23 protein-coding genes are annotated in these 24783 nt (G+C 63.4%); 7 read left to right on the top strand and 16 right to left on the bottom strand.

The features are described from left to right. Positions 1-13: 13 nt before the first annotated feature. From ACFY68_RS00565 to ACFY68_RS00615, 11 genes are all read right to left on the bottom strand, one after another. A complete protein-coding gene (locus ACFY68_RS00565) occupies positions 14-1306 on the bottom strand; it encodes an adenylosuccinate synthase (RefSeq protein ID WP_346614805.1) in 1293 nt (430 codons plus the stop codon). 56 nt (positions 1307-1362) lie between these two features. After that, positions 1363-2550: an ATP phosphoribosyltransferase regulatory subunit gene (locus ACFY68_RS00570; RefSeq protein ID WP_346614806.1), complete on the bottom strand. Its 1188-nt coding sequence runs from the start codon at positions 2548-2550 to the stop codon at positions 1363-1365. A gap of 290 nt (positions 2551-2840) precedes the next feature. After that, complete coding sequence (gene hflC / locus ACFY68_RS00575; RefSeq protein WP_346614807.1) at positions 2841-3710, bottom strand: protease modulator HflC; 870 nt, start codon at positions 3708-3710, stop codon at positions 2841-2843. After that, positions 3710-4891, bottom strand: coding sequence for an FtsH protease activity modulator HflK (gene hflK / locus ACFY68_RS00580; protein ID WP_346614808.1), 1182 nt, complete (start codon positions 4889-4891; stop codon positions 3710-3712). Before hflK ends, hflC begins: the two co-directional genes overlap by 1 nt. Positions 4892-4987: 96 nt before the next feature. Beyond that, positions 4988-6289, bottom strand: coding sequence for a ribosome rescue GTPase HflX (gene hflX / locus ACFY68_RS00585; RefSeq protein ID WP_346614809.1), 1302 nt, complete (start codon positions 6287-6289; stop codon positions 4988-4990). A gap of 12 nt (positions 6290-6301) precedes the next feature. Continuing rightward, entirely contained in the window at positions 6302-6562 is a 261-nt protein-coding gene (gene hfq, locus ACFY68_RS00590; protein ID WP_003258160.1) for an RNA chaperone Hfq, read from the bottom strand. Between the two features lie 94 nt (positions 6563-6656). After that, positions 6657-7628 carry a tRNA (adenosine(37)-N6)-dimethylallyltransferase MiaA gene (miaA, locus tag ACFY68_RS00595; protein WP_387522526.1) on the bottom strand — a complete coding sequence of 324 codons (972 nt, stop codon included), beginning with the start codon at positions 7626-7628 and terminating at the stop codon, positions 6657-6659. A gap of 1 nt (position 7629) precedes the next feature. Further along, on the bottom strand, positions 7630-9528 hold the full coding sequence (mutL, locus tag ACFY68_RS00600) for a DNA mismatch repair endonuclease MutL (RefSeq protein WP_387522528.1): 1899 nt from the start codon (positions 9526-9528) through the stop codon (positions 7630-7632). Then, positions 9525-10958, bottom strand: coding sequence for an N-acetylmuramoyl-L-alanine amidase (locus ACFY68_RS00605; RefSeq protein ID WP_346614812.1), 1434 nt, complete (start codon positions 10956-10958; stop codon positions 9525-9527). Before ACFY68_RS00605 ends, mutL begins: the two co-directional genes overlap by 4 nt. An 11-nt stretch (positions 10959-10969) precedes the next feature. Then, positions 10970-11443 (bottom strand): tRNA (adenosine(37)-N6)-threonylcarbamoyltransferase complex ATPase subunit type 1 TsaE, encoded by a 474-nt coding sequence (tsaE, locus tag ACFY68_RS00610; RefSeq protein WP_346614813.1) that lies wholly within the window; start codon positions 11441-11443, stop codon positions 10970-10972. Then, positions 11431-12291 (bottom strand): NAD(P)H-hydrate dehydratase, encoded by an 861-nt coding sequence (locus tag ACFY68_RS00615; protein ID WP_387522531.1) that lies wholly within the window; start codon positions 12289-12291, stop codon positions 11431-11433. Before ACFY68_RS00615 ends, tsaE begins: the two co-directional genes overlap by 13 nt. A 65-nt stretch (positions 12292-12356) precedes the next feature. Between ACFY68_RS00615 and queG the strand changes: the two genes are divergently transcribed. Further along, a complete protein-coding gene (queG, locus tag ACFY68_RS00620; protein ID WP_387522533.1) occupies positions 12357-13421 on the top strand; it encodes a tRNA epoxyqueuosine(34) reductase QueG in 1065 nt (354 codons plus the stop codon). Between the two features lie 116 nt (positions 13422-13537). Here the strand turns inward: queG and ACFY68_RS00625 are convergent, their stop codons facing one another. Continuing rightward, complete coding sequence (locus ACFY68_RS00625) at positions 13538-14149, bottom strand: trimeric intracellular cation channel family protein (RefSeq protein ID WP_003249516.1); 612 nt, start codon at positions 14147-14149, stop codon at positions 13538-13540. A gap of 91 nt (positions 14150-14240) precedes the next feature. After that, positions 14241-14783 carry an oligoribonuclease gene (gene orn / locus ACFY68_RS00630; RefSeq protein ID WP_346614816.1) on the bottom strand — a complete coding sequence of 181 codons (543 nt, stop codon included), beginning with the start codon at positions 14781-14783 and terminating at the stop codon, positions 14241-14243. A 141-nt stretch (positions 14784-14924) separates the two neighbouring features. Here orn and rsgA point away from each other — a divergent pair, with 141 nt between their 5' ends. After that, positions 14925-15956, top strand: coding sequence for a small ribosomal subunit biogenesis GTPase RsgA (rsgA, locus tag ACFY68_RS00635; RefSeq protein WP_346614817.1), 1032 nt, complete (start codon positions 14925-14927; stop codon positions 15954-15956). A gap of 113 nt (positions 15957-16069) precedes the next feature. After that, entirely contained in the window at positions 16070-16549 is a 480-nt protein-coding gene (locus ACFY68_RS00640; protein ID WP_387522536.1) for a molecular chaperone Tir, read from the top strand. A 32-nt stretch (positions 16550-16581) separates the two neighbouring features. Here the strand turns inward: ACFY68_RS00640 and motB are convergent, their stop codons facing one another. Both motB and motA read right to left on the bottom strand, forming a co-directional pair. Next, positions 16582-17625 carry a flagellar motor protein MotB gene (motB, locus tag ACFY68_RS00645; protein WP_387522538.1) on the bottom strand — a complete coding sequence of 348 codons (1044 nt, stop codon included), beginning with the start codon at positions 17623-17625 and terminating at the stop codon, positions 16582-16584. A 3-nt stretch (positions 17626-17628) separates the two neighbouring features. Beyond that, complete coding sequence (gene motA, locus ACFY68_RS00650) at positions 17629-18480, bottom strand: flagellar motor stator protein MotA (RefSeq protein ID WP_346614820.1); 852 nt, start codon at positions 18478-18480, stop codon at positions 17629-17631. 130 nt (positions 18481-18610) lie between these two features. Here motA and ACFY68_RS00655 point away from each other — a divergent pair, with 130 nt between their 5' ends. Genes ACFY68_RS00655 through asd form a run of 3 tightly spaced genes read left to right on the top strand, consistent with a single transcriptional unit; the run spans position 18611 to position 21873 of the window. Beyond that, complete coding sequence (locus tag ACFY68_RS00655) at positions 18611-20146, top strand: HDOD domain-containing protein (protein ID WP_387522540.1); 1536 nt, start codon at positions 18611-18613, stop codon at positions 20144-20146. Positions 20147-20190: 44 nt separating this feature from the next. Then, entirely contained in the window at positions 20191-21000 is an 810-nt protein-coding gene (locus ACFY68_RS00660) for a rhodanese-like domain-containing protein (protein ID WP_387522542.1), read from the top strand. Positions 21001-21009: 9 nt separating this feature from the next. Then, a complete protein-coding gene (gene asd / locus ACFY68_RS00665; RefSeq protein WP_346614823.1) occupies positions 21010-21873 on the top strand; it encodes an archaetidylserine decarboxylase in 864 nt (287 codons plus the stop codon). A 51-nt stretch (positions 21874-21924) separates the two neighbouring features. On the opposite strand, the gene serB is transcribed toward asd, so the two are convergent. Further along, positions 21925-23139: a phosphoserine phosphatase SerB gene (serB, locus tag ACFY68_RS00670; protein WP_346614824.1), complete on the bottom strand. Its 1215-nt coding sequence runs from the start codon at positions 23137-23139 to the stop codon at positions 21925-21927. 135 nt (positions 23140-23274) lie between these two features. On the opposite strand from serB, the gene ACFY68_RS00675 reads away from it, so the two are divergent. Beyond that, on the top strand, positions 23275-24747 hold the full coding sequence (locus ACFY68_RS00675; RefSeq protein ID WP_387522545.1) for a histidine kinase: 1473 nt from the start codon (positions 23275-23277) through the stop codon (positions 24745-24747). The last annotated feature ends 36 nt before the right edge of the window (positions 24748-24783 follow it).

The raw sequence follows: 24783 nt of genomic DNA on the forward strand, positions 1-24783 counted from the left end.
CCTGGAGGGCAGATCAGGCGAACGGATGACGCAGCACGATGGTCTCGTTGCGATCCGGGCCGGTGGAGATGATGTCGATCGGCGCGCCGGTCAGCTCCTCGATACGCTTGATGTAAGCGCGGGCAGCTTCAGGCAGCTCTTCCAGGGTCTTGGCCCCCAGGGTCGACTCGCTCCAGCCTGGCATCTCTTCGTACACCGGCTCCAGGCCGATGTAGCTGTCGGCATCGGACGGTGCGTCGATGACGGCGCCGTTCTCGTTCTTGTAGCCAACGCAGATGTTGATGGTTTCCAGGCCGTCCAGTACGTCCAGCTTGGTCAGGCAGATGCCCGAGATGCTGTTGACGTCGATGGCGCGACGCAGGATGACGGCATCGAACCAGCCGCAGCGACGGGCACGGCCGGTGGTCGAACCGAACTCGTGGCCACGCTTGGCCAGGCCAGCGCCGGTCTCGTCGAACAGCTCGGTCGGGAACGGGCCGGAACCCACGCGAGTGGTGTAGGCCTTGGTGATGCCGAGGATGTAGTCCAGGTACATCGGGCCAACGCCGGAACCGGTGGAGATACCGCCAGCGGTGGTGTTGGAGCTGGTGACGTACGGGTAGGTACCGTGGTCGATGTCCAGCAGTGAGCCCTGGGCGCCTTCGAACATGATGTCTTTGCCAGCGCGGCGCAGGTTGTGCAGCTCGGCGGTGACGTCGAGCATCATCGGCTTGAGCAGCTCGGCGTATTCCATGCACTCATCCAGCGTTTGCTGGAAGTCGATGGCCGGCTCTTTGTAGTAATTGACCAGCTGGAAGTTGTGGTAGTCCAGCAGCTCACCGAGCTTGGCGGCGAAACGCTCGCGGTGGAACAGGTCACCGATACGCAGGCCACGACGGGCGACTTTATCTTCGTACGCTGGGCCGATACCACGACCGGTGGTGCCGATCTTGGCTTCGCCACGGGCTTTCTCGCGGGCCTGGTCGAGGGCCACGTGGTAGGACAGGATCAGCGGAGCAGCCGGGCTGATGCGCAGGCGCTCGCGCACCGGTACGCCCTTCTCTTCCAGCTTGGTGATTTCACGCATCAGAGCATCTGGAGCAACGACCACGCCGTTGCCGATCAGGCACTGAACGCCTTCACGCAGGATGCCGGACGGAATCAGGTGCAGAACGGTTTTTTCACCGTTGATCACCAGGGTGTGGCCCGCGTTGTGGCCACCCTGATAGCGCACTACGGCGGCAGCATGTTCGGTCAGCAGATCGACGATCTTGCCTTTGCCCTCATCACCCCACTGGGTGCCCAGGACGACGACATTCTTACCCATTACATTGGTCCTCATTCACGCAAACTTGGTTGCCGGCCTACTGCCGACGCAGAAACTCAATGGGTCAGCGGCAGAACCTGCCAGCGCCCGTCTTGCTGAATCAATTGCCGATCACAATCCGCCTCGAGAGCAGCACTCAACGGCTGGCCAGGCAAAGCCTGGACCACACGCTGGCCCTCGTTGCGCAACTGGCAGACCTGCTGCCAGAGGGCCGCGTCACCACTGTCGGGCATCCAGATGCCGCCAGTTGGCAATACGACCTCCGCTCGCCCCAGTGTGACCAGGGTCTTCAAATCCGTGGAGAAACCTGTCGCCGGGCGGGCCCGGCCAAAATCTGCGCCGATGTCGTCGTAGCGACCGCCCTGGGCGATAGATTGACCTTCGCCGGGCACGAACACGGCGAACACCACACCGGTGTGGTAGTTGTAGCCACGCAGCTCGCCGAGGTCGAAGTACAGCGGCAACTGCGGGAAGCGCGACGCCAGGCGATCGGCGATCGCCAACAGGTCGTCCAGCGCGGCCAGCACGCTGGCCGGGGCACGGCCCAGGCGCACGCGGGCTTCAGCCAGCACTTCACGGCCACCACATAGCTCGACCAGGGCGCGCAGCATGTTGCCCAGGTCTTTCGGAAGGTCCGCGGTCAGTGCCTGCACTTCATCCACCGACTTGCGCTGCAGGGCGTCGAACAGCTGCTGCTCGACGGCCCCCGACAGGCCGGCGGCGCGCGCCAGGCCACGGTAGATGCCGACATGGCCGAGGTCCATGTGTACATCCGCAACGTCGGTCAGTTGCAACGTGGCGAGCATCAGGCTGATGACTTCAACATCGCTGGTGGGGCTGGCGTCGCCGTACAACTCGGCACCCAGCTGGATCGGGCTGCGCGAGGTGGACAGTGCACGCGGCTGCGCGTGCAGCACGCTGCCGGCATAGCACAGGCGGCTCGGGCCTTCGCGGCGCAGGGTGTGGGCGTCGATGCGCGCCACCTGCGGCGTGAAGTCGGCGCGGAAGCCCATCAGGCGACCGGACTGCGGGTCGACCACCTTGAAGGTGCGCTGATCCAGGTCCTGGCCGGCGCCGGTCAGCAGCGACTCCAGGTACTCGATATGCGGGGTGACGACCAGTTCGTAACCCCAACTCTGGAACAGGTCCAACACCTGCCGACGCGCGATCTCGATGCGCGCAGCTTCAGGTGGCAGTACTTCCTCGATGCCATCTGGCAGCAGCCAGCGGTCTACCGTTGCCATTACGCCATTTCCCCTCTGGTCCGGGCGGCTTGCCAACAGGCGAGCCGTCAGTAAAGCAGGCATTGGCGCACAGCAGCAGGCAGCACTGATCCCAGCGCCACCACCGTACCCAATACCCTCGAATTGCCTTGCGAGCTGACCAAACCGTCAACTGGCGCTTTGCCAATCAACCATGCAGACGCAAAAAAGCCGGGAAATTTCCCGGCTGCCTCATCATACACCCCTTTTGATTCAGGATGCACCCCGCCTGGAATTTTAGCTGCCAGGCGGGGCGATCCCGATTCAGAGCATCAGGGTTTGCTCTTGTCCAGGAAGCGGAAGAACTCGTTCTTCGGATCCAGGACCAGCACGTCGCTCTTGCTCGAGAAGCTCTCGCGGTATGCCTGCAGGCTACGGTAGAACGCGTAGAAATCGGCGTCCTGAGTGTAAGCCTTGGCATAGATGGAGGCCGACTGGGCGTCGCCATCACCGCGGGTTTCTTCAGCTTCGCGATAGGCTTCGGCCAGCAGTACACGGCGCTGACGGTCGGCATCCGCACGGATACCCTCGGCCAGCTCGTTACCTTTGGCGCGATGCTCGCGGGCTTCACGCTCACGCTCGGTGCTCATGCGGTCGAAGACGCTGCGGTTGACTTCCTTCGGCAGGTCGATGGCCTTGACGCGCACATCGACCACTTCGATACCCAGCTCCTTGTTGGCCATGCGGTTCAGCGAGGCGGTGATGTCAGCCATCAGCGCGTCACGCTCACCGGAAACCACTTCGTGCAGGGTGCGTTTACCGAACTGGTCACGCAGGCCGCTTTCCAGACGACGCGACAGGCGCTCGTCGGCGATCTGCTTGAGGCCAGACGTCGCAGTGTAGAAACGCTCGGCATCCTTGACGCGCCACTTGGCGTAGGCGTCGACCATCACCGCTTTCTTCTCCAGGGTCAGGAACCGCTGGGTCGGGGCGTCGAGGGTCATCAGACGGGCGTCGAACTTGCGCACCTGGTTCACATACGGAACCTTCACATGCAGGCCGGGCTGAACATCCGCCTGGACCACACGGCCGAACTGCAGCAGTACCGCGCGTTCGGTCTGGGCCACGATGTAGAAGCTGTTCCAGGCCACGACGGCCAGCACCACAGCGGCGATCAGGGCGATCAGCGATTTATTGCTCATCAGCGGCTCTCCCTAGTACGCAACTGCTGCTGTTGCTGTTGCAGGTCCTGCGCCGCACGTGCGGCCGCATCGTTCGCCGATGGCGACACGCTGGTAGTCGGTGCCGACGTATTGCGGCTGCCTTCGACCATCTTGTCCAGCGGCAGGTAGAGCAGGTTGTTCTGCCCGTCCTTGGTTGCCACCATGACTTTGCTGGTATTGCTGTAGACCTCTTGCATGGTCTCCAGGTACAGGCGCTGACGGGTTACGTCAGGTGCCTTGCGGTACTCGGCAACCAGCTTGGTGAAGCGGTCTGCCTCACCCTTGGCACGGGCGATGACTTCGTCGCGATAACCGTTGGCGTCCTCGATGATGCGCTGGGCCTGACCGCGGGCTTCGGGTACCACGCCATTGGCGTAGGACTCGGCCTGGTTGCGGGCACGCTGCTCGTCTTCACGCGCGCGGATCACGTCGTCGAAGGCTTCCTGCACTTCACGCGGGGCTGCCGCGCTCTGCACGTTGACCTGGGTGACGGTGATACCGGTACGGTAGTTGTCGAGGAAGCGCTGCAGGCGTTCGCGGATGTCCACGGCCATCTGCTCACGGCCTTCGGTCAGCACCTGGTCCATCGAGGTGGAACCCACCACGTGGCGCAGGGCGCTGTCGGTCGCATGCTGCAGGCTCACTTCCGGCTGGTCGACGTTGAGCACGAAGTCCTGCAGGTTGGTGATCTTGTACTGAACGGTCAGTGGCACTTCAACGATGTTCTCGTCTTCGGTGAGCATCTGGCCCTGCTTGGTGTAGGCACGCTCGCGCGTGACGTTTTCCATGTACTTGCGATCGATTGGCGGGAAGTAGATGTTCAGGCCGGGACCGACCGTCTCATAGTACTTGCCGAAGCGCAGCACAACGGCCTGCTCCTGCTCGTCGACCACGTACACGGCGCTGTACAGCCAGATTGCAGCGAGCACCGCCAGGCCAATGCCCAGCAGGCCGTAGCCGCCACCCTTGCCGACATTGCGGTCACCGCCGCCACGTTTCTTGCCGCTGCCGAACATGCCGTTCAGGCTGTCCTGCAGTTTGCGGAAGGCCTCGTCCAGATCCGGCGGGCCTTTTTTATCGCCACCACCGCCGCCGCCACCACGGCGACCGCCCCAGGGATCCTGATTGTTCGAGTTGCCACCCGGCTCGTTCCAAGCCATAGCGCTCTCCATCTGATAAAGCAAAGACGCGCCCACGGCGCGCCGTCCAATGCTACAGAATGCCTGCCACTGCTGCCCGACGACCTCGGCGGGCATTTATTGCAAAGTGTGTTGCTCGACAAACACTTGCGGCTCCATGCCTTCACGACTGACCAGGCGATTCAATTCGACCATGGGCAGTCGCACACTCAGCAGGCTGCGCCCTTCTTCGTCATGCGCTTCACTCTGCACGGCACCCAGGGCAAAGAATTGCGCGCGCAAGCGGGCAAAACGCTGCTCCAGACACAGGGTACCGACAAACAGATCATCCCCCAGCAACTCGGCAATCGCCTGACCGACCAGCTCCAGGCCACGTCCATCTCGTGCCGATACCCAGACCCGCTCCGGCTTGCCGTCGGCGTTGCGCTGGATCTGTGGCTCGACATCTTCAAGCAGGTCGAGTTTGTTATAGACCTCAAGGATCGGCAAGCCTTCTGCACCGATCTCGGTCAATACTGCCAGCACCTGCTCGATTTGCTCCATGCGCTCTGGCTCATGGGCGTCGATCACATGCAGCAGCAGGTCGGAGTTGCTCGACTCTTCGAGCGTAGCCCGAAATGCCTCGACCAGCTTGTGCGGCAGGTGGCGAATGAAGCCTACGGTATCCGCCAGCACGATCGGCCCAAGGTCGTTGAGCTCGAGCCGGCGCAGGGTCGGGTCGAGGGTGGCGAACAATTGGTCGGCGGCGTACACCTCGGATTCGGTCAAGGCATTGAACAGCGTGGACTTGCCGGCGTTGGTGTAGCCCACCAGCGATACCGACGGGATATCCGCACGGCGACGGCCCCGACGAGCCTGTTCGCGCTGGCTGCGGACCTTCTCCAGGCGTGACTTGATCTGACGCAGGCGTACCCGCAGCAGGCGGCGGTCGGTTTCCAGCTGGGTTTCACCCGGGCCGCGCATGCCGATACCGCCTTTTTGACGCTCAAGGTGGGTCCAGCCGCGCACCAGCCGCGTGCTCATGTGCTCAAGCTGGGCCAGTTCGACCTGCAGCTTGCCTTCATGGGTACGCGCCCGTTGGGCGAAGATATCGAGGATCAGCCCGGTACGGTCAAGCACGCGGCACTCGAAGACACGTTCGAGGTTGCGTTCCTGACTGGGCGTGAGGGTGTGATTGAAAATTACCAGGTCTACCTGTTCGGCTTTGACCAGGTCGCGCAGTTCCTCGACCTTGCCGCTGCCAATCAGGTATTTGGCGGTAGGCTGATGCCTTGCCACCGTGACCAGCGAGACGATATCGGCTCCGGCCGACAATGCCAGCTCCTGAAACTCCTGCGGGTCTTCGCGCGCCTCAGGGTTCTGACCTTCCAAGTGAACGAGCAGCGCCCGCTCACCACCACCGTGGCGCTCAAAGAACAATGCAGGCTCCTATCAGGCGTTGCCTGGCTCGCTGTCGCCGTGTTCGGAATCGGACGGGCTTGGCAGGCGAACCGGACGGGCAGGAACCACGGTCGAAATCGCGTGCTTGTAGACCATCTGGCTGACAGTGTTCTTCAGCAGTACCACGAACTGGTCGAACGATTCGATCGAGCCCTGCAGCTTGATGCCGTTGACCAGATAGATCGAAACCGGGACCTTTTCTTTTCTCAAGGTGTTCAAGTAAGGGTCTTGTAGCGAATGCCCTTTTGACATATGCCGCACTCCTGTAAGGATAAATAGTAGTAAATCAAAGAAATCGATAAGTTTGGCCGCCCCTTCGCAAGAATAGACGGCAATCAGCAGGGACTCAGCTCAATATGGAGACGGCCCCAAGGTATTTCAAGGTGCGGGACAGATTGTCGCAGGCCAGGCTGTCGAGCCAGTGCACGTCGGACCAACCGCGCAACCAGGTGAACTGCCGCTTGGCCAGCTGGCGAGTGGCAATGATACCGCGTTCTCGCATCTCATTCTCAGTCAGCTTGCCGTCCAGGTAATCCCAGACTTGCCTGTACCCCACTGCCCGTATAGACGGCAGCCCGGCGTGCAAGTCACTTCTGGCTCGCAGCGATCGGACCTCGTCGACGAAGCCCTGTTCCAGCATCTGCGAAAATCGTAGCGCAATTCGCTGATGCAAAATGTGACGATCTGTAGGAGCAATCGCCAAACTCGCGACAGTATAGGGCAAATGCCCGCCAGCGCCTGCGTCTGCGCCGCTACTTTCCGCGAATTGACGCTGGCGATGGGCTGTCATGCTCTCGCCGCTCACCCGGAAGACCTCCAGGGCACGAATCAGCCGTTGCGGGTCGTTGGGGTGTATGCGCGCCGCCGACACCGGGTCCACTTCGGCAAGCTGGCGGTGCAACTCGGCCAGGCCAAGCACCTCGGCCTGGGCCTCCAGTTCGGCGCGCACCCCGACATCGGCGGCTGGCATGTCGGCCAGGCCGTCGATCAAGGCCTTGTAGTAGAGCATGGTGCCGCCGACCAGCAGCGGGATCTTGCCGCGCGCGGTGATGTCGGCCATCGCCTCCAGGGCGTCGCTGCGAAACTGCGCAGCAGAGTAGCTTTCGGCCGGGTCGCGGATGTCGATCAGCCGGTGCGGGTGGGCCGCGAGTACCTCCTTGGAGGGTTTGGCACTGCCGATGTCCATGCCGCGGTACACCAGCGCCGAGTCGACGCTGATCAGCTCGCAGGGCAGGACCTTGGTCAGCTCGATGGCAAGGTCGGTCTTGCCGGCCGCCGTCGGGCCCATGAGGAATATTGCTGGGGGCTTGCCGCTCATGTCATCGACCGCGCAGGAAAAGTTTGTCCAGGTCGTCCAGGCCCATCTGGGTCCAGGTCGGTCGACCATGGTTGCACTGGCCGCTGCGTTCGGTATTTTCCATGTCGCGCAGCAGGGCGTTCATCTCGGGGATGGCCAGGCGCCGGTTGGCGCGCACGGCGCCGTGGCAAGCCATGGTACCGAGCAGTTCGTTCAGGTGCGCCTGAATGCGATCGCTGGTGCCGTATTCCATCAGGTCGGCAAGCACGTCCTGCACCAGGCGATTGGCCTCGGCCTGCTTCAACAACGCCGGAATTTGCCGGATCGCCAGGGTCTCGGGGCCCAGACGCTGAAGTTCGAAGCCCAGGCGCTGGAACCACTGGGCGTGCTCCTCGGCGCAATCGGCCTCGCGCTGGCTCAGCGCCAGCGATTCGGGCACCAATAACGGCTGGCCGCTCAAACCCTCGCTGGCCATCGCCACCTTGAGCCGCTCATACATGATGCGCTCGTGAGCGGCATGCATGTCCACCAGCACCAGGCCGATAGCGTTCTCGGCAAGGATGTAGATGCCCTTGAGCTGGGCCAGCGCATACCCCAGTGGCGGGATGTCGCCCTGGCTCTCCGGCAATGCGGAAGCTACAGCCGCGCCATCATTCAACGGCTTGTAGAACTCGCGATAGACCGCCTGCGTTTCGGCAGCTGGCAGTGGCTGCGACGGGCGTGGGGTGTACTGATACTGGTACCCCGCGCCGCTGCCGCCGTTGGAAATCGAATGCTGCGGCGCGCGGGGCTGTTCGAGCACCGGCGAGGCCAGGCGCATTTCACCTTGCGGGCCAAACTCACCGGCCTGTTGCCCGGTCGGGCGGACGATCTCGGTTGCCGCGGCGGGCGCGGCCTGATGGTCTTCCGGGCGGACGTCGGCCAGGGCACGGTGCAGGGTGCCATACAGAAAGTCGTGGACCGAACGGCCTTCACGGAAACGCACTTCGTGCTTGGTCGGGTGCACGTTGACGTCGACACCGTTGGGTTCGAGCTCGAGGAACAGCACGAAGGTCGGGTGACGGCCGTTGAACAGCACATCGCGGTAGGCCTGACGCACGGCATGAGCGACCAGTTTGTCGCGCACTGCACGGCCGTTGACGAAAAAGTACTGCAGGTCTGCCTGGCTGCGCGAGAACGTCGGCAGGCCGACCCAACCCCACAGGCGCAGGCCGTTGCGTTCAACGTCGATCGGCAGTGCCTGCTCCATGAAGCCTGCACCGCAGATAGCGCCGACGCGCCGCGCGCGGGCCATTTCGTCGGGGGCTTCGTGCAGGCTGAGGATGCTCTTGCCGTTGTGCCGCAGGTGGAAGCCGACATCGAAACGGGCCAAGGCCAAGCGCCGGATGACTTCCTGCAGGTGATCGAATTCGGTTTTTTCGGCCTTGAGGAACTTGCGCCGGGCCGGGGTATTGAAGAACAGGTCGCGCACTTCCACCGAAGTACCGACCGGATGCGCCGCAGGCTGCACTCGCGGGGTCATGTCGCGGCCTTCGGTTTCCACCTGCCAGGCCTCGCCGGCACTGGCAGTGCGCGAGGTCAGAGTGAGGCGCGCCACCGAGCTGATCGAGGCCAGTGCCTCACCCCGAAAGCCCAGGCTCAGTACGCCTTCGAGGTCTTCCAGTTCACGGATCTTGCTGGTGGCGTGACGGGCCAGGGCCAATGGCAGGTCGTCGGCGGAAATGCCGCTGCCATCGTCACGCACCCGCAGCAGCTTGACGCCACCCTGCTCCACTTCGACATCGATGCGCCGGGCGCCGGAGTCGAGGCTGTTCTCCAGCAACTCCTTGGCCACCGAAGCCGGGCGCTCGACGACCTCACCGGCGGCAATCTGGTTGGCCAGCCGCGGGCTGAGCAGCTGGATGCGCGAACCACCACTCATTGCTGCGAGGCCAGGGTGGTGGCGGGGATATCGAGGTGCTGGCCGACTTTCAGCTCATCGGTCTTGAGGCTGTTGGTGTTGCGCAGGCTGGCCACGCTCACCTGGTAGCGCACGGCAAGCATCGCCAGGGTTTCGCCTGGGCGCACGGTGTGTTCACGCGGGCCCTGGGCAATCTTGCCGCTGTCGCGCAGCCAGGCGATGTAAGTGCCAGGCGGCGGGTTCTGCTGGAAGTACTGGCGCACACCGGTATGGATGGAGCGGGCCAAGGCCTGCTGATGGCTGCGAGTGGCCAGTTTGGCGGCTTCACTGTTGTTGGAAATAAACCCGGTTTCGACGAGGATCGACGGAATGTCCGGCGACTTGAGCACCATGAAGCCTGCCTGCTCGACACGCTGCTTGTGCAGCGACGTGACGCGGCCCATGTTGCCCAGCACTTTTTGCCCGACATTGAGGCTGGAACTGAGCGTCGCCGTCATCGACAGATCAAGCAACACGCCCGCGAGCATGCGGTCCTTATCGTCGAGGCTGACGTTACCGGCACCACCGATCAGGTCGGAACGGTTTTCGGTGTCGGCCAGCCAGCGCGCAGTCTCGGAGGTTGCGCCACGGTCGGACAAGGCGAACACAGAGGCGCCAAAGGCGGCCCGCGACGGCGCGGCGTCCGCGTGAATGGAGATGAACAGGTCTGCACCCTTCTTGCGGGCGATCTCGGTGCGCTTGCGCAGCGGAATGAAGTAGTCACCGGTCCGCGTCAGCTCGGCACGGTAGCCCTTCTCGGCACTGATCTGGCGCTGCAGTTCCTTGGCGATCTGCAGCACGATGTCTTTTTCGTGCTGGCCGCGCGAGCCCGAGGCACCAGGGTCCTCGCCGCCATGACCGGCATCGATGGCGACCACGATGTCGCGCTTGCCGCTCGGCACAGGTGGCAGCTTGATCGCTGGCTGGGCCGGTGAGACCGGCACCGCGGGCGTGGTCGCCGGGGTTTGCACAGGCGTTGGCGGTGCTACCGGCGCCGTGGCCGCAATGGCGTCCGCCTCCTGGTCGTACAAATCGACCACCAGGCGATTGCCGTATTGGGCATTGGGCGCCAGGGTGAAGCTCTTCGGCGTAACCGACTTTTTCAGGTCGACCACCACGCGCAGGTCGGTGGGCGTGCGCTGGGCGGAGCGCACGCTGCTGATTGGCGTGTTGGAGGTGGACACATTCAGCGGCGCGCCCAGGGTGGCGCCATTGATGTCGATGACCAGGCGATCGGGTGCGCTGAGGGTGAAAACACTATGCTGCACGGGGCCAGACAGGTCGAAGACCAGCCGCGTGTTGTCCGGTGCGCGCCACAGGCGCACGCTCTTGACTTGAGTGACGGCCAGAGCGTCAACGGTCACCGCTGTCAGCAGCAGCCCAACGACAGCGACCAGTGCGCGTATGCGCATACCTACCCCACTTACTGTTTATAGTGTTTGGCCAATGCAGTGCACCAGGCCTCGCCGCGAGCCCCCTGCGGCGAAAGGATCAGCGAGCGTCCGCCCGCTTGGGGGCTTATGGTAATGGTCAGGTCAGGCTTTGGCAAAACGCCCGCGCCCTTTTCTGGCCACTCGAACAAGCACAGCGGGTCGCCCTCGAAGTAGTCACGAATCCCCATGAACTCCAACTCCTCCGGATCGACCAGGCGATACAGGTCGAAATGGTAGGCGCGCACCTCGCCGATTTCGTAGGGTTCGACCACGGTGAAGGTCGGGCTTTTCACCGCACCGGTATGGCCAAGGCCACGAATCAGCCCTCGGGAAAGCGTAGTCTTGCCCGCGCCCAGGTCACCTTCGAGAAAGATCACGCCGCGACCGCCGGTCACTTCGGCCAGTGATGCACCGAATTTCACCGTGGCGTCTTCATCGGCCAGAAACAGGGTTATGCCAGACACGCAGAATGCTCCTCCAACAACTCACGAATGACCGGCGCCAGATCACTGGCCGCCAAGCCTCTACCTTTGACTCCCAGCCGCTCGCCCGCACAGGCGTGCAGCCACACCCCAAGGCCAGCGGCCTGCCAGGCATCCAGCCCCTGGGCCAACAACGCTGCCAGCACACCGGTAAGCACATCGCCGAAACCAGCCCCGGCCATTGCCGGGTGGCCGCGTTGGCACAGCGCCAGCTGGCCGGCCGGGTCGGCAACCAGCGTACCAGCCCCCTTGAGCACGCAAACACTGGCATAGCGGCGCGCCAGCTTGCGCGCGGCGCCCGGCCGATCAGCCTGCACTGCCTCGGTGGAAATGCCCAGCAACCGCGCGGCCTCCCCTGGGTGCGGGGTGAGGATACTGCCGCTGGGCAAGGCCAACGGGGCACGCGCCAGCAGGTTGAGTGCATCGGCATCCCACACCTGTGGCCGCTCGGCATTGGCCACCGCAGACAACAGGCTACGCCCCCAGGCGGCCTGGCCCAGGCCAGGGCCGACCACCAGCACCGAGGCACGCTCCAGCACGCCCATCAGCTGGTTGGCCGAATTCACGCCCAGGCACATGCTTTCGGGAATACGCGTCAAGCCCGCAGCAACGTGCTCGGGGCGGGTCGCCACGCTGACCAGCCCAGCACCGCAGCGCAACGCGGCCTCTGCACTGAGCAGTACCGCGCCACCGGTACCCAGGTCGCCACCCACCACCAGCACATGGCCGAAGTCGCCTTTGTGGGCGTGCGGGTGCCGGGCAGGCAGGCGCGCGACGGTGACGCTGCTGAGCAGTTGCGGGTTGTGGCTTGGGTGTTTGGTCTGCGGCATGGGGTCAAAGGCTCCAATGTCTGGCAGAATTATACGCACCTGAGCCCGTATTGCCTTGCCCATCCATGTCTGCTTGCACACTTGACCTCGCCGCACTGGCCCAATCGATCAAGATCTGGGGCCAAGAACTCGGTTTTGCCCACGTTGGCATCGCCGGGGTGGACCTTGGCGAGCACGAAAAACATCTGCAGCGGTGGTTGGCTGCCGGCTACCAGGGCGAAATGGAATACCTCGCCGCCCATGATGGCAAACGTGCGCACCCCGACCAGTTGATCCCCGGCACGGTACGGGTGGTTTCGCTACGCATGGACTACTTGCCGGGCGACACGCAGATGGCGCAACGCCTGGCCCAGCCAGAAAAAGCCTACGTATCGCGCTACGCCCTCGGCCGCGATTACCACAAGCTGGTGCGCAAACGCGTGCAGCACCTGGCCGATCGCATCCAGGAAGATATCGGCCCGTTCGGTTACCGCGCCTTCGTCGACAGCGCCCCGGTGCTGGAAAAAGCGATTGCCGAGCAGGCCGGGCTGGGCTGGATCGGCAAGAACACCCTGCTGCTCAATCGCAAGGCCGGCAGTTACTTTTTCCTGGCCGAACTGTTCGTCGACTTGCCGCTGCCGGTGGACGAAGCACATACCAGCGAGCACTGCGGGCGCTGTGAGGCCTGCCTGGATATCTGCCCCACCAAGGCATTCGTCGGGCCCTACGTACTGGACGCCAGGCGCTGCATCTCCTATCTGACCATCGAGCTCAAGGGCGCGATTCCCGTCGAGTTGCGCGCCATGATGGGCAATCGGGTGTTCGGCTGCGACGACTGCCAGATCGTCTGCCCGTGGAACCGCTTCGCCCGCCCGACCCAGGAGGGTGACTTCCAGCCGCGGCACGGGCTGGAAAATGCCGAACTGGCCGAGATGTTTCTGTGGGACGAAAAGACCTTCCTGCGCAAGACCGAGGGCGGGCCGTTGCGGCGGGCGGGGTATGAGCGGTGGTTACGAAACCTGGCCGTAGGGTTGGGCAATGCGCCCTCGACCATTCCGGTGCTGGAGGCCTTGAAGGCGCGGCGGGAAGACCCGTCGGAGCTGGTGCGCGAGCATGTCGAGTGGGCGCTGGCCAGGCATGGCATTCATTAACGACTTCCCACGCTGCAGGAGCGGCTTCAGCCGCGAACCCGGCGAAGCCGGTGCCAACCAACGCGTCGCGTGCTTTGCGGCTACGCCGCGCCTCCAGGTTATGTGACGCCTGAAGGCTACTGCTGGTCGTTGTAGTGAAACTTCGGCATTTCCCAATGGAAGCGAATCGCCAGCAAGCGCACCAGAAACCCGCCAAACAAGGTCAGCAGCATGGCCTGCTCCGCCGGCACCTTGAAGTACACGCACCCCAGATAGAACCACGCCGCCGCAAACGACACGCTGGCATACAGCTCACGGCGGAACACCAACGGGATGTCGTTACAGAAGATATCCCGCAGGATCCCGCCGAATACCCCGGTGATCACGCCGCTGATCGACGCCACCAGCATGCCCTGCCCCATCTCCAGCGCAGTCATGCAGCCAATCAGGGTAAACGCCACCAGCCCCAGGGCATCCAGCACCAGGAACAGCGAGCGCAGGCGGCGCATCATCGGTGCGATGAAAATCGTCAGCAGCGCAGCGAAGCTGGTCAGCACCAGGTATTCCGGGTGCTTCACCCAGGTCAGCGGGTAGTGCCCGAGCAGCACGTCGCGCACCGAGCCGCCCCCAAGGGCGGTGACGCAGGCAATCAGCACCACGCCAAACCAGTCCATGCCGCGACGGCCGGCAGACAAGGCGCCGGTCATGGCTTCGGCGGTAATGGCGATAAGGTAGAGCATCAACAACATGGCGCGGGTCCGTGCGAGAAAGGCGCGCAGTCTAACCAGTTGCCCCAGGCACCAAAAGAGGGCGCCACGACAATATCTGCGCGCTTTCGGCTCACACCTTGATGAAGTGCTCGCGGTAGTGGCGCAGTTCGGCGATCGACTCGCGGATATCGTCCAGCGCCAGGTGGGTGCTGCCCTTCTTGAAGCTGTCACGCACGTCCGGCGCCCAGCGCGCAGCCAGCTCCTTCACGGTGGAGACGTCGAGGTTGCGGTAGTGGAAGTAGTTTTCCAGGTTACGCATGTGGCGATAGAGGAAGCGGCGGTCCTGGCAGATGCTGTTGCCACAGATCGGCGACTTGCCTTTCGGTACCCATTGCTCCAGGAACGCGATGGTCTGCGCTTCGGCCTCGGCCATGCTCACCTGGCTTTCGCGCACACGCTGGGTGAGCCCCGAGCCGCCATGGGTGCGGGTGTTCCACTCGTCCATGCGGGCCAGCACTTCGTCACTGTGGTGGATGGCGATCACCGGCCCCTCGGCCAAGGTGTTCAGCTCGCTGTCGGTGACGATGGTGGCCATCTCGATGATGACGTCGTTGTCCGGGTCCAGGCCGGTCATTTCCAGATCGATCCAGATCAGGTTCTGTGGGTTCTGCATGAAGAGGCTCCTCGTATAGGCCGTCATAGTAGCCTAGCGGCAGAGTGCCGCGCATTCCCGGCGCGAAGGTAACCAGAATGGTCCGCCGCCCACCGTGCTAAACTGCCTGCCGATTTCATTCTGCCCCACCACGGAACATTCATGGCCAAACGCCAGCTCAACCGCCGCCAGAACTGGCGCATCGAAAAGATCCAGAACGAACGCGCCGCGCGCGCCGCCAAACGCGAGCAGCATGCGCTGCAGGAGCTGGAGGGTGGTGACCTGGGGCCCGAACAACTGGGCCTGGTGATCGCGCACTTTGGTGTGCAGGTCGAGGTCGAAGCTCAGGACGGCGACGTTGCAGGCCAGGTGTTCCGCTGCCACCTGCGCGCCAACCTGCCAGCGCTGGTTACCGGCGACCGTGTGGTCTGGCGTGCCGGCAACCAGGGCATCGGCGTGATCGTCGCGCAGATGCCACGCACCACAGAGCTGTGCCGGCCGAACAACCACGGCCAGCTCAAGCCGGTGGCGGCCAACGTCGACCTGATCGTGATCGTCTTCGCACCGGCGCCCGAACCGCACCCGAACCTGATCGACCGCTACCTGGTTGCTGCCGAGCACGCTGGCATTCGCCCGCTGCTGCTGCTGAACAAGGCCGACCTGATCAACGACGAGAATGGCCCGGCCCTGCAGGCGCTGCTCGAGGTCTATCGCGACCTTGGTTATCCGCTGCTGGAGGTTTCTGCTCACCACGGTGATGGTATGCAACGCCTGCAACAGATGCTGGACGGGCACATCAGCGTGTTCGTCGGCCAGTCCGGAGTGGGCAAGTCGTCCTTGGTCAACAGTCTGCTGCCTGCCGCCGACACCCGGGTCGGCGACCTGTCCGAATGGTCGGGCCAGGGCACGCACACCACCACCACCGCACGCCTGTACCACTTCCCCAACGGCGGCGACCTGATCGACTCGCCGGGTATCCGCGAATTCGGGCTCGGCCACGTCAGCCGTGACGACGTGGAGGGTGGCTTCATCGAGTTCCGCGACCTGTTCGGCACGTGCCGCTTCCGCGACTGCAAGCATGATCGCGAGCCAGGTTGCGCGCTGCTCAAGGCATTGGAAGACGGCCGCATCAAGCAACAGCGCATGAACAGCTACCGCTCGATCATCGCCAGCCTGCCGGAAGACGCCTACTAATCTGTAGGAAACGTTACCGAGGCACGTAGGATCGCTCCGGTTTCACCGTCGTCTATTGCCCCACCCGCTGCTTTCCCTGATGGTCATTACATCTATCAGGGAGGGCAACCGCGATGCCGGTTTTCATCAGTTACCGCCACGAGCAGCGGCTTGATGCCTTCATCCTCAATGAGCGCTTGCTGCTCGAAGGCATTCCCGCCCAGCTGGTCCTGTTCGACAGCCCAGGGCAGACCAGCGAAGACTTGTATGGCAGCTTCTGCCAACAGATGGGTGATGCGACCCACTGGATCGGCCTGCTCCCAGCCTGCATTGCGTCAGACTGGTGGACGCCCTGGCTGCTGGGCACTGCGGTCATGGCCACCCGGCGCGTGGTCTTCTACCAGGGCGATGGCGGCACGTTACCCGAATGGTTTGGCAAATGGCCGGTGATGCGCGAGCGCGCGCATATCGACCTGTTCGTGCGGGCTTATCACGATGAGTGCACCTTCGAGCGGGCCATGGTGTTGCCGGCAGGGCGTGGAAGCTGCACCGACAGGGACAATGCAGACTTCTTCCATGCCGACCTGAAGGCCAAGATCCGGCGGGGGTTTTGAATGCATCGGGGCCGCAAAGCGGCCCCGATCGGTTACTGGTCCTTGGCCTCGTCCATCTTCAAGGTACCGTCCTCGAAGATGTTCAGCTTCTGGCGCAGTTCACGCGGCTGCATCGGTGCATCGCCCGCACCGGGGGCCGCCGAAGCACCTGGGGCAGCACCACCAGGTGCGCCACCGGCAGGCGGCGTAGCCGGGCTCGGCTGAGCAGGTGCTGCCTCCGGCATGCCCTGTTCGCCCTCGATGTTGCGCTGGGCCTTCTTGGTCAGGACGATGATATCGATACGGCGGTTGACCGGGTTGAACGGGTTCTTGCGGTCGAACAGCGACGACGAGGCATAACCCACCACCCGCGCCACCTGGTCATCCGGGTAGCCCCCGGCAACCAGCGCACGGCGCGCCGCGTTGGCGCGGTTGGCCGACAGCTCCCAGTTACCGAACTCACCACTGCCCGAATAGGGTTTGGCGTCGGTATGGCCACTGATGCTGACCTTGTTCGGCACCGCCTTGATGGTGTCGGCCATGGCCAGCAGGATGTCCTCGAAGTAAGGTTGCAGCCGAGCACTGCCGATGTCGAACATCGGCCGGTTCTCGGCGTCCATGATCTGGATGCGTAGGCCGTCCTGGGTGATCTCGAACAGAATCTGGTCCTTGAACTTCTGCAGCTGCGGGTTTTCGTCGACCTTGTTCTGCAGTTCCTGCAGCAGCAATTCGAGGCGCTCGCGCTCAACCTGCTCGGCCATGGTCTCGACCTGATCCTTGTTCAGCTGGATGCTGGTATCAGGCTTCTGCTCGGATTGCTGCTCCGGGTTGATGGTCTTCTCCGGGGCGAGCTCTGGCGAGCCCCCCAGGTCGATCACATAGGGGGTTCCGCTCTCGGAGAAGCCGATCGGGTCTTTGAAGTAGCCGGCAATGGCGATCTTCTGTTCAGGCGTGGCAGTGGACATCAACCACAGCACCAGGAAGAACGCCATCATCGCCGTGGCGAAGTCGGCGAAGGCGATCTTCCAGGCGCCGCCATGGTGCCCGCCACCGAAGCGCTTGACGCGCTTGATGATTATCGGCTGGTTGTTTTCCATGGCTTAGCGACCGCGAACTGCTTGTTCCAGCTCGGCAAAGCTCGGGCGGTGCTTCGGATACAGCACCTTGCGCCCGAACTCGACGGCCAGCGAAGGCGGCATGCCGGAGGCCGAGGCTACCAGCGAAGCCTTGATCGACTCGTAAAGGTTGATTTCTTCCTTGGCGTCGTGCTCCAGGCACTTGGCCAACGGGCCGAAGAAGCCATACGCCGCAAGAATACCGAAGAAGGTACCGACCAGGGCCGCACCTACGTGCATGCCGATGGCCGCCTGATCGCCCTCACCCAGCGAAGCCATGGTCACCACGATACCGAGTACTGCCGCGACAATACCGAAACCGGGCATGCCGTCGGCAATGCCGGTGACCGCGTGCGACGGGTGCTCGAGCTCTTCCTTCATGCTCAGCAGTTCCATGTCGAACAGGCCTTCGAGCTCGTGGGGCGCCATGTTGCCGGTGGACATGATGCGCAGGTAATCGCAGATGAATGCGGTCATGCGCTCATCGCCCAGCACAGCAGGGTATTTAGCGAAGATCGGGCTGGCCGCAGCGTCTTCGATATCGCTCTCGATCGCCATCATGCCTTCACGACGGCTCTTGTTGAGGATCTCGTAAACCAGGCCCAGTACCTCGAGGTAGAAGGTATGGGTGAAGCGCGAGCCGAACATCTTCATCGACTTCTTGATTACATGCATGGTCATGTAACCAGGGTTGGCCTGCATGAAAGCGCCAAAGGCTGCACCGCCGATGATCAGCACTTCAAACGGCTGAATCAGTGCCGCGATCTTGCCGTGGGAGAGCACATATCCGCCGAGCACGCTCGCGAATACGACGATGATGCCGATAATTTTAGCCATAGGTTCAAAGCACTTGCTGTCGTGGTCAGGGTGAGGGACGGGAGCTTTAAAACTCTTCTTCTACTTATCGGCAGATCTGCGCCAGACTATAGCCACTCAATGCGAAAAGCCAGTTCGGACTGATGTCAAAATGCCAATGGAATCCAAGGTGCCCACTCAGAATCCGCGTACGCTAGAGGCCTGGGTAAAGCTGCTCGACGGTATTCGCGTACCGGTGCCGAAGCAGAGTTACGACCGGGTCATGAGCGCCATCAACGATAGCCGCCGCTCACTGCGGGACATCGCCGAACTGATGCAGGACAGCCCAGCACTGGTGCTGTCGGTGATGCGCGAGGCCAATCACCCGGCCAATGCCAGCCAGGCCGAACCCGCCGAAAGCCTGGAAATCGCCCTCAATCGGCTGGGCCTGGCGCGCACCCGAGAACTGCTTACCCGCTTGCCAGCCCTGCCGGACCACGATATCCCGCCGGTGCTGCGCCAATTCCTGTTGATCAGCCAGCACGCTTCGCAGCAGGCCAGCGGCCTGTTCGCCAGCCGCCTGGCGCGGCTGTGGCAGGAAATTCACTGGGGCAGCCTGCTGTTCCTGTCGCCGTTGTGGCCGATGGCGCTGGCCTACCCGAAGCTGCTCGACGCCTGGGAGCTGCGTGTCATCCACAAGGGCGAAGAGGCCGCAGAGGTGGAGCTGGAACTGTTCGGCGTGCGCATCATGGTGCTGTGCCAAGCCATGGCCGAACACTGGCGCCTGTCGCAATGGGTCACCCAGGGCTACCGCCTGTTGCTGGAAGAACGTGAACAGCTGGGCCAGATCCTCGGCATCGCCCGTGACGGTGACCTGCTGAGCCAGCAGCACCGCCTGGACGAAGCCCCCGCCCTGAGCCGCTGGTTCAACCAGCCAGCCAATACCGTGCTGCTGGCCAACAACCTGGCCCTGGCGGCCCAGGTGGGCTGGGACAACCCGCACCTGCTGCGCTGGCAACTGCTCACCGCGCTGTACCTGCAGACCTCGCTGGAGGACGTGCAACAGCAGGTCCACCAGCAGGCTGCCGCCAGTGCCCGACGCCACGCCAGGCACGCCCTGTTCCACCCCGCCGAAGCCTTGATCTGGCCTTGGCACCAGCGCCGCCCGCACCCCGACATGATCATCCCACCACCACCCTCCAGCGAGGCACTGGGCCAGTGGCGCAAGCTGTGCCAGGAACTGCTGGCCAAGCCCAGCCCCTTTACCAATACCGTGCACCTGGCTACCCAGGCACGCGAGGCGTTGCTGGCCTGTGGCATGCAGCGCATCATGCTGCTGACTCTGGACAGGGCCAACGACGCCCTGCGCGTACAGCAAACCGCCGGCCTGCCCAAGGAAGCCGAAGCCATCGCCTTGCCCATCCCGCAGAACAAGCTGCTGCAGAAGCTGGTAGGCCAAGCCGCGCAATTGCGCCTGACGCCAGAAAACCATGCCCAACTTTCGGCCTTGATGCCGGCCCCGCTGCGCGCTTTCTTCCGTAGTGAACACCTGCTGTTGCGCTCAATGGCAGTGGGTGACCAGGTGCTGATGCTGGCGGTGGCCGACCAGGGCGGCAAGCCGCTGGCCGATGTCAGCGTGCAAGCTTTTGGCAAAACCGCGCAATGTATCGAGCGTGCGCTCGCTGTGTTTGCCAACCGCAATGCCTGACCCTTGCGCTACAATCGCACCTCTTTCCACACTGGAGACCGTGGATGACTGATTTTGCCGGACTGCCGCTGGTGATCGAGCCTGCGGAGCTGCTGCCGCGCCTGGGTTCGCCCCAGCTGATCCTGGTCGACCTGAGCAGCGCCAACCGCTATGTCAGCGGGCATATTGCGGGCGCGCGCTTCGTCGAAGGCAAACGCACCCAGCTGGGCCTGCCGCCCGCGCCGGGGCTGCTGCCGGCGCTGGCTGACCTGGAAAAACTGTTCAGCGAGCTCGGTCACCGCGATGACGCGGTTTACGTGGTGTACGACGATGAAGGCGGCGGCTGGGCCGGGCGCTTCATCTGGATGCTCGATGTCATCGGTCACCCGCACTACCACTACCTCAATGGCGGTATCCAGGCCTGGCCGGCAGACAAGCTGGTGACCGAAGTACCAGCGCCTGCCAATACGCCTGTGCGCTTGCACCTGCACGGCGAGCCGACCGCCACCCGCGAATACCTGCAAAGCCGCCTGGGCGCCGACGACCTGGTGATCTGGGATGCCCGTGGCCCACAGGAATTCAACGGTGAAAAAGTCCTGGCCGCCAAAGGCGGGCATATTCCCGGCGCGATCAACTTCGAGTGGACCGCTGGCATGGACCTCAACGACCACCTGCGCATCCGCCAGGACATCAAGCAAGTCCTCCTGCAACTGGGCATCACCCCCGACAAGGAAGTGATCACCCATTGCCAGTCACACCGCCGCTCCGGTTTCACTTACCTGGTGGCCAAGGCCCTCGGCTACCCACGCGTCAAGGCTTACGCCGGCTCGTGGAGCGAATGGGGCAACCACCCGGACACGCCTGTAGAAGTCTAAGGAACCTGCATGAAATCCCGTTTGTTCATCATCAGCCAGTACCTGCTGCCGCACCACCTGCTGTCGCGGCTCGCCGGCTGCGTTGCCGAGTGCCGCGCGCGCTGGTTCAAAAATGCCTTCACCGCCTGGTTCGCCAAGCGCTACCAGGTGAACATGAACGAGGCACTGGTCGAAGACCTGACCGCCTACGAGCACTTCAACGCGTTCTTCACCCGCGCCCTGAAGCCAGGCGCTCGCCCGCTGGACGAAACCCCGGGCGCCATCCTCTGCCCGGCCGACGGTGCCGTGAGTCAGCTGGGCCCGATCGAGCACGGTCGTATCTTCCAGGCCAAGGGCCACAGCTTCAGTGCCCTGGAGCTGCTCGGCGGCGACCCGGCCCTGGCTGCGCCGTTCATGGGCGGCGAGTTCGCCACCATCTACCTGTCGCCGAAAGATTACCACCGCGTGCACATGCCGCTGGCCGGCACCCTGCGCGAGATGGTCTACGTGCCTGGGCGGCTGTTCTCGGTCAACCAGACCACGGCGGAAAACGTCCCTGAGCTGTTTGCCCGCAACGAGCGTGTGGTGTGTCTGTTCGACACCGAGCGCGGCCCGATGGCTGTTGTACTGGTCGGCGCGATGATCGTTGCCTCGATCGAGACCGTGTGGGCTGGCCTGGTCACGCCGCCGAAGCGTGAGCTGAAAACCTTCCGCTACGACGAAGGCAGCCGCGCACCGATTCACCTGGAAAAAGGTGCGGAGCTGGGCCGCTTCAAACTGGGCTCCACGGCCATCGTGCTGTTCGGGCCGGAGCAAGTGAAGTGGGCTGAAAACCTGGGTGCAGGTTCGGCAACCCGCATGGGTGAGCTGCTGGCGGTGCCTGCGCAGGCCTGATTGCCTGGTAGATACAGTTGGGGCCGCTATTGCGGCCCCTTTTGTTTCAGCTCAACCGCGGGCGTCGCGGTCGCGTAGCCCCAGCAGATACAACACACCATCCAGGCCCAAGGTCGAAATGGCCTGCTTGGCCGACTGGCGTACCAGCGGCTTGGCACGGAATGCCACACCCAGGCCGGCCAACGAGAGCATCGGCAAGTCGTTGGCGCCATCACCCACGGCAATGGTCTGTTCCAGCTGCAGCCCCTCCTCATTCGCCAGCTGCTGCAGCAGCTCTGCCTTGCGCTGGGCGTCGACGATCGGCTCGATGGCCACGCCGGTCACCTTGCCGTCGACCACTTCCAGCTCGTTGGCGAACACATAGTCGATGCCCAGGCGCGCCTGTACCTGCTTGGCAAAGTAGGTGAAGCCACCGGACAGGATTGCTGTCTTGTAGCCCATGCGCTTGAGTTCGGCGAACAGGTTCTCGGCACCTTCGGTCAGGCGCAGGGAAGCTCCGATCTGGTCCAGCACGCCGACATCCAGGCCTTTAAGCAGCGCCATGCGCTCCTTGAAACTGGCGCGGAAGTCGAGCTCCCCGCGCATCGCCCGCTCGGTAATGGCCGACACCTGCTCGCCGACACCGGCAGCCTTTGCCAGTTCATCGATCACCTCAGCCTCGATCAGCGTCGAGTCCATGTCGAACACGGCCAGGCGGCGGTTGCGGCGGAACAGGTCGTCTTTCTGGAAGGCGATGTCGATGTTCAGCGCTTCGGACAACGCGAAGAAGTCGGCGCGCAGCGCCTGGGCATCGCTTGGCTCGCCGCGCACGGAAATTTCCAGCGCCGCCTTGCCTTTGTCACCCTGGGCATCCAGGGCAACACGGGCAGACAGACGCTCGATACGCTCGATGGTCAGGCCATACTCGCTGATGACCGCGCTCACGCGCTGCAGCTGCTCGGGGGTGATCTTGCGGCTGAGCAAGGTGGCGATGTAGCGCGGGTCACCCTGGCCATCGGCCCAGTGCTGGTAGTCCGCTTCGGAAATCGGCGTGTAGCGGGCCTGCAAATTCAGCTCGTGGGCCTTGGATTGCACGCTTTGCAGCAGGCTGGTGGCCACTTCGTTATCCGGGATATCGACCAGAATGCCGAACGACAAAGTGCCGTGCATGACCGCCAGGCCGATGTCGAGGATGTTCACACCGCCCTGGAGCAGGACGCCGGTAATTGCGGCAGTGAGACCGGGGCGGTCCTCACCGGTGATGTTGATCAGGACGATTTCGCGCACAACCTGGCTCCGACTTCGATGAAAAATGCGCATTCTACCGATTTTCCGTGACCATCGGGCGCCAACGATACTTTGCCGACAAAACTCTGATCGCTATACTGCGCAACACTTTCATGCCATTAAGAGCCGCGCTCTGTGAACCGGCCCACGCCCGTCAAACCAGACAACTTCTTCCTCATGATCTTCCGTGCCCTGCGCCAACGTCGCGTTCCACTGGCACTGCGCATCGCCAGCACCAATATATTCTTGGTGGCGCTGGCGCTGGTGATCTATGCCTGCGTGATGGGCCTGCAGTTCAAGCAGGCCATGCACGAGCAGGCGGATGCCCTTGGCCAGAGCCTGACCACTCAGACCGCCACCTCGGCGACCGAGCTGCTGGTGTCCAACGACATCCTCAGCCTCAACGTGCTGCTGGGCAACCTGGTGAAGAACCCGCTGGTGGCCCATGCGGCCATCTACAGCGTGGACAACCGCATCCTGGCCGAGGCCGGGCAGCGGCCGCGCAATAGCCTGCTGGGGGAAGCTGAAGGTCTGTACCAGACCAAGATCACCTTCCAGGACGTGACTGCCGGGCAACTGCGTATCAGCCTGGACATGAGCCAGTTCCAGCAGCCGATGCTGATCAGCCTGCAAAGCATGGGCATTCTTGCCGCGATCCTGCTGGCACTGGCGTTGAGCCTGAGCCTGCGCCAGGGCCGCCACATCACCCTGCCGCTGCTGCAGCTGCGGGTATGGCTGCGTGATCCGCACCCGTACACCCCGGCGACTGATCGTCAGGATGAGATCGGCGATATCGCCCGCCAGCTGCACGCCCGCCTGGCCCCGCCGCCGCCCCCGGAGCCTGAGCCTGAGCCGGAGGAAGAACACGAAGAGGACGAATTCGACGACCTGCACGAGGTTGCGGCGCCCGTTAAAGCTGCGCCACGCGCCAAGGTTACCGCCCTGGCCGAAGATGAAGACGACGACGAGGCTTTTGCCGGCCTGCTGGACAACGATGAACCCGCGCCTAAAGCAGCTGTGGTCGAGTCCGACGAACCTCAGCACTCTGCAGTGCTGGCCGTGCAGCTGGGCTCCCAGGAACAACTGCGCCGCCTGCCGCGCACCCGCCTGACCGAGCTGCTGGAGCGTTACCGCGACTGCCTGGAACAGGCCGCATCGCTATATGAAGGCGAGACCTACACGCTCAACGATGGCAGCACACTGGTGTTGTTCCACAGCCGCGACTGCGGCGAGGACTACCTGACCAATGCGATCTGCTGCGGCGAGCTGTTGCGCGCCCTGGGCCATGCCCTGCAGATCGAGGTGGCAGACAGCGGCATCACCCTGCAACTGCAACTGGGCCTGGCTTTGGGTGACGACCTGCATGGCTTGGAGCAGGTTGACCTGCTGATGACGGAAAAGGCCCAGGATGCCCTGGCGCTGTCCCAGCACAGCCGCAATCTGTTGCTGGTGGAGCGGCAGATCAGCGATGACGTACTGATTCGTCAGCGCGCTCGCATTCGCCCGATTGCCAGCCCTGAGGGGGCCTGCTGTGTGGAGCGGTTGATGGAGCCTTACCCGTCAATGCTGGAGCGGCAGCTGGCGCGCATGCACGAGCGCCGGGCCTAGCCCCGAGCTGCCCTCATCGCCGGCAAGCCGGCTCCT

The organism is Pseudomonas sp. NPDC012596 (assembly GCF_042902325.1).
Lineage (GTDB): Bacteria > Pseudomonadota > Gammaproteobacteria > Pseudomonadales > Pseudomonadaceae > Aquipseudomonas.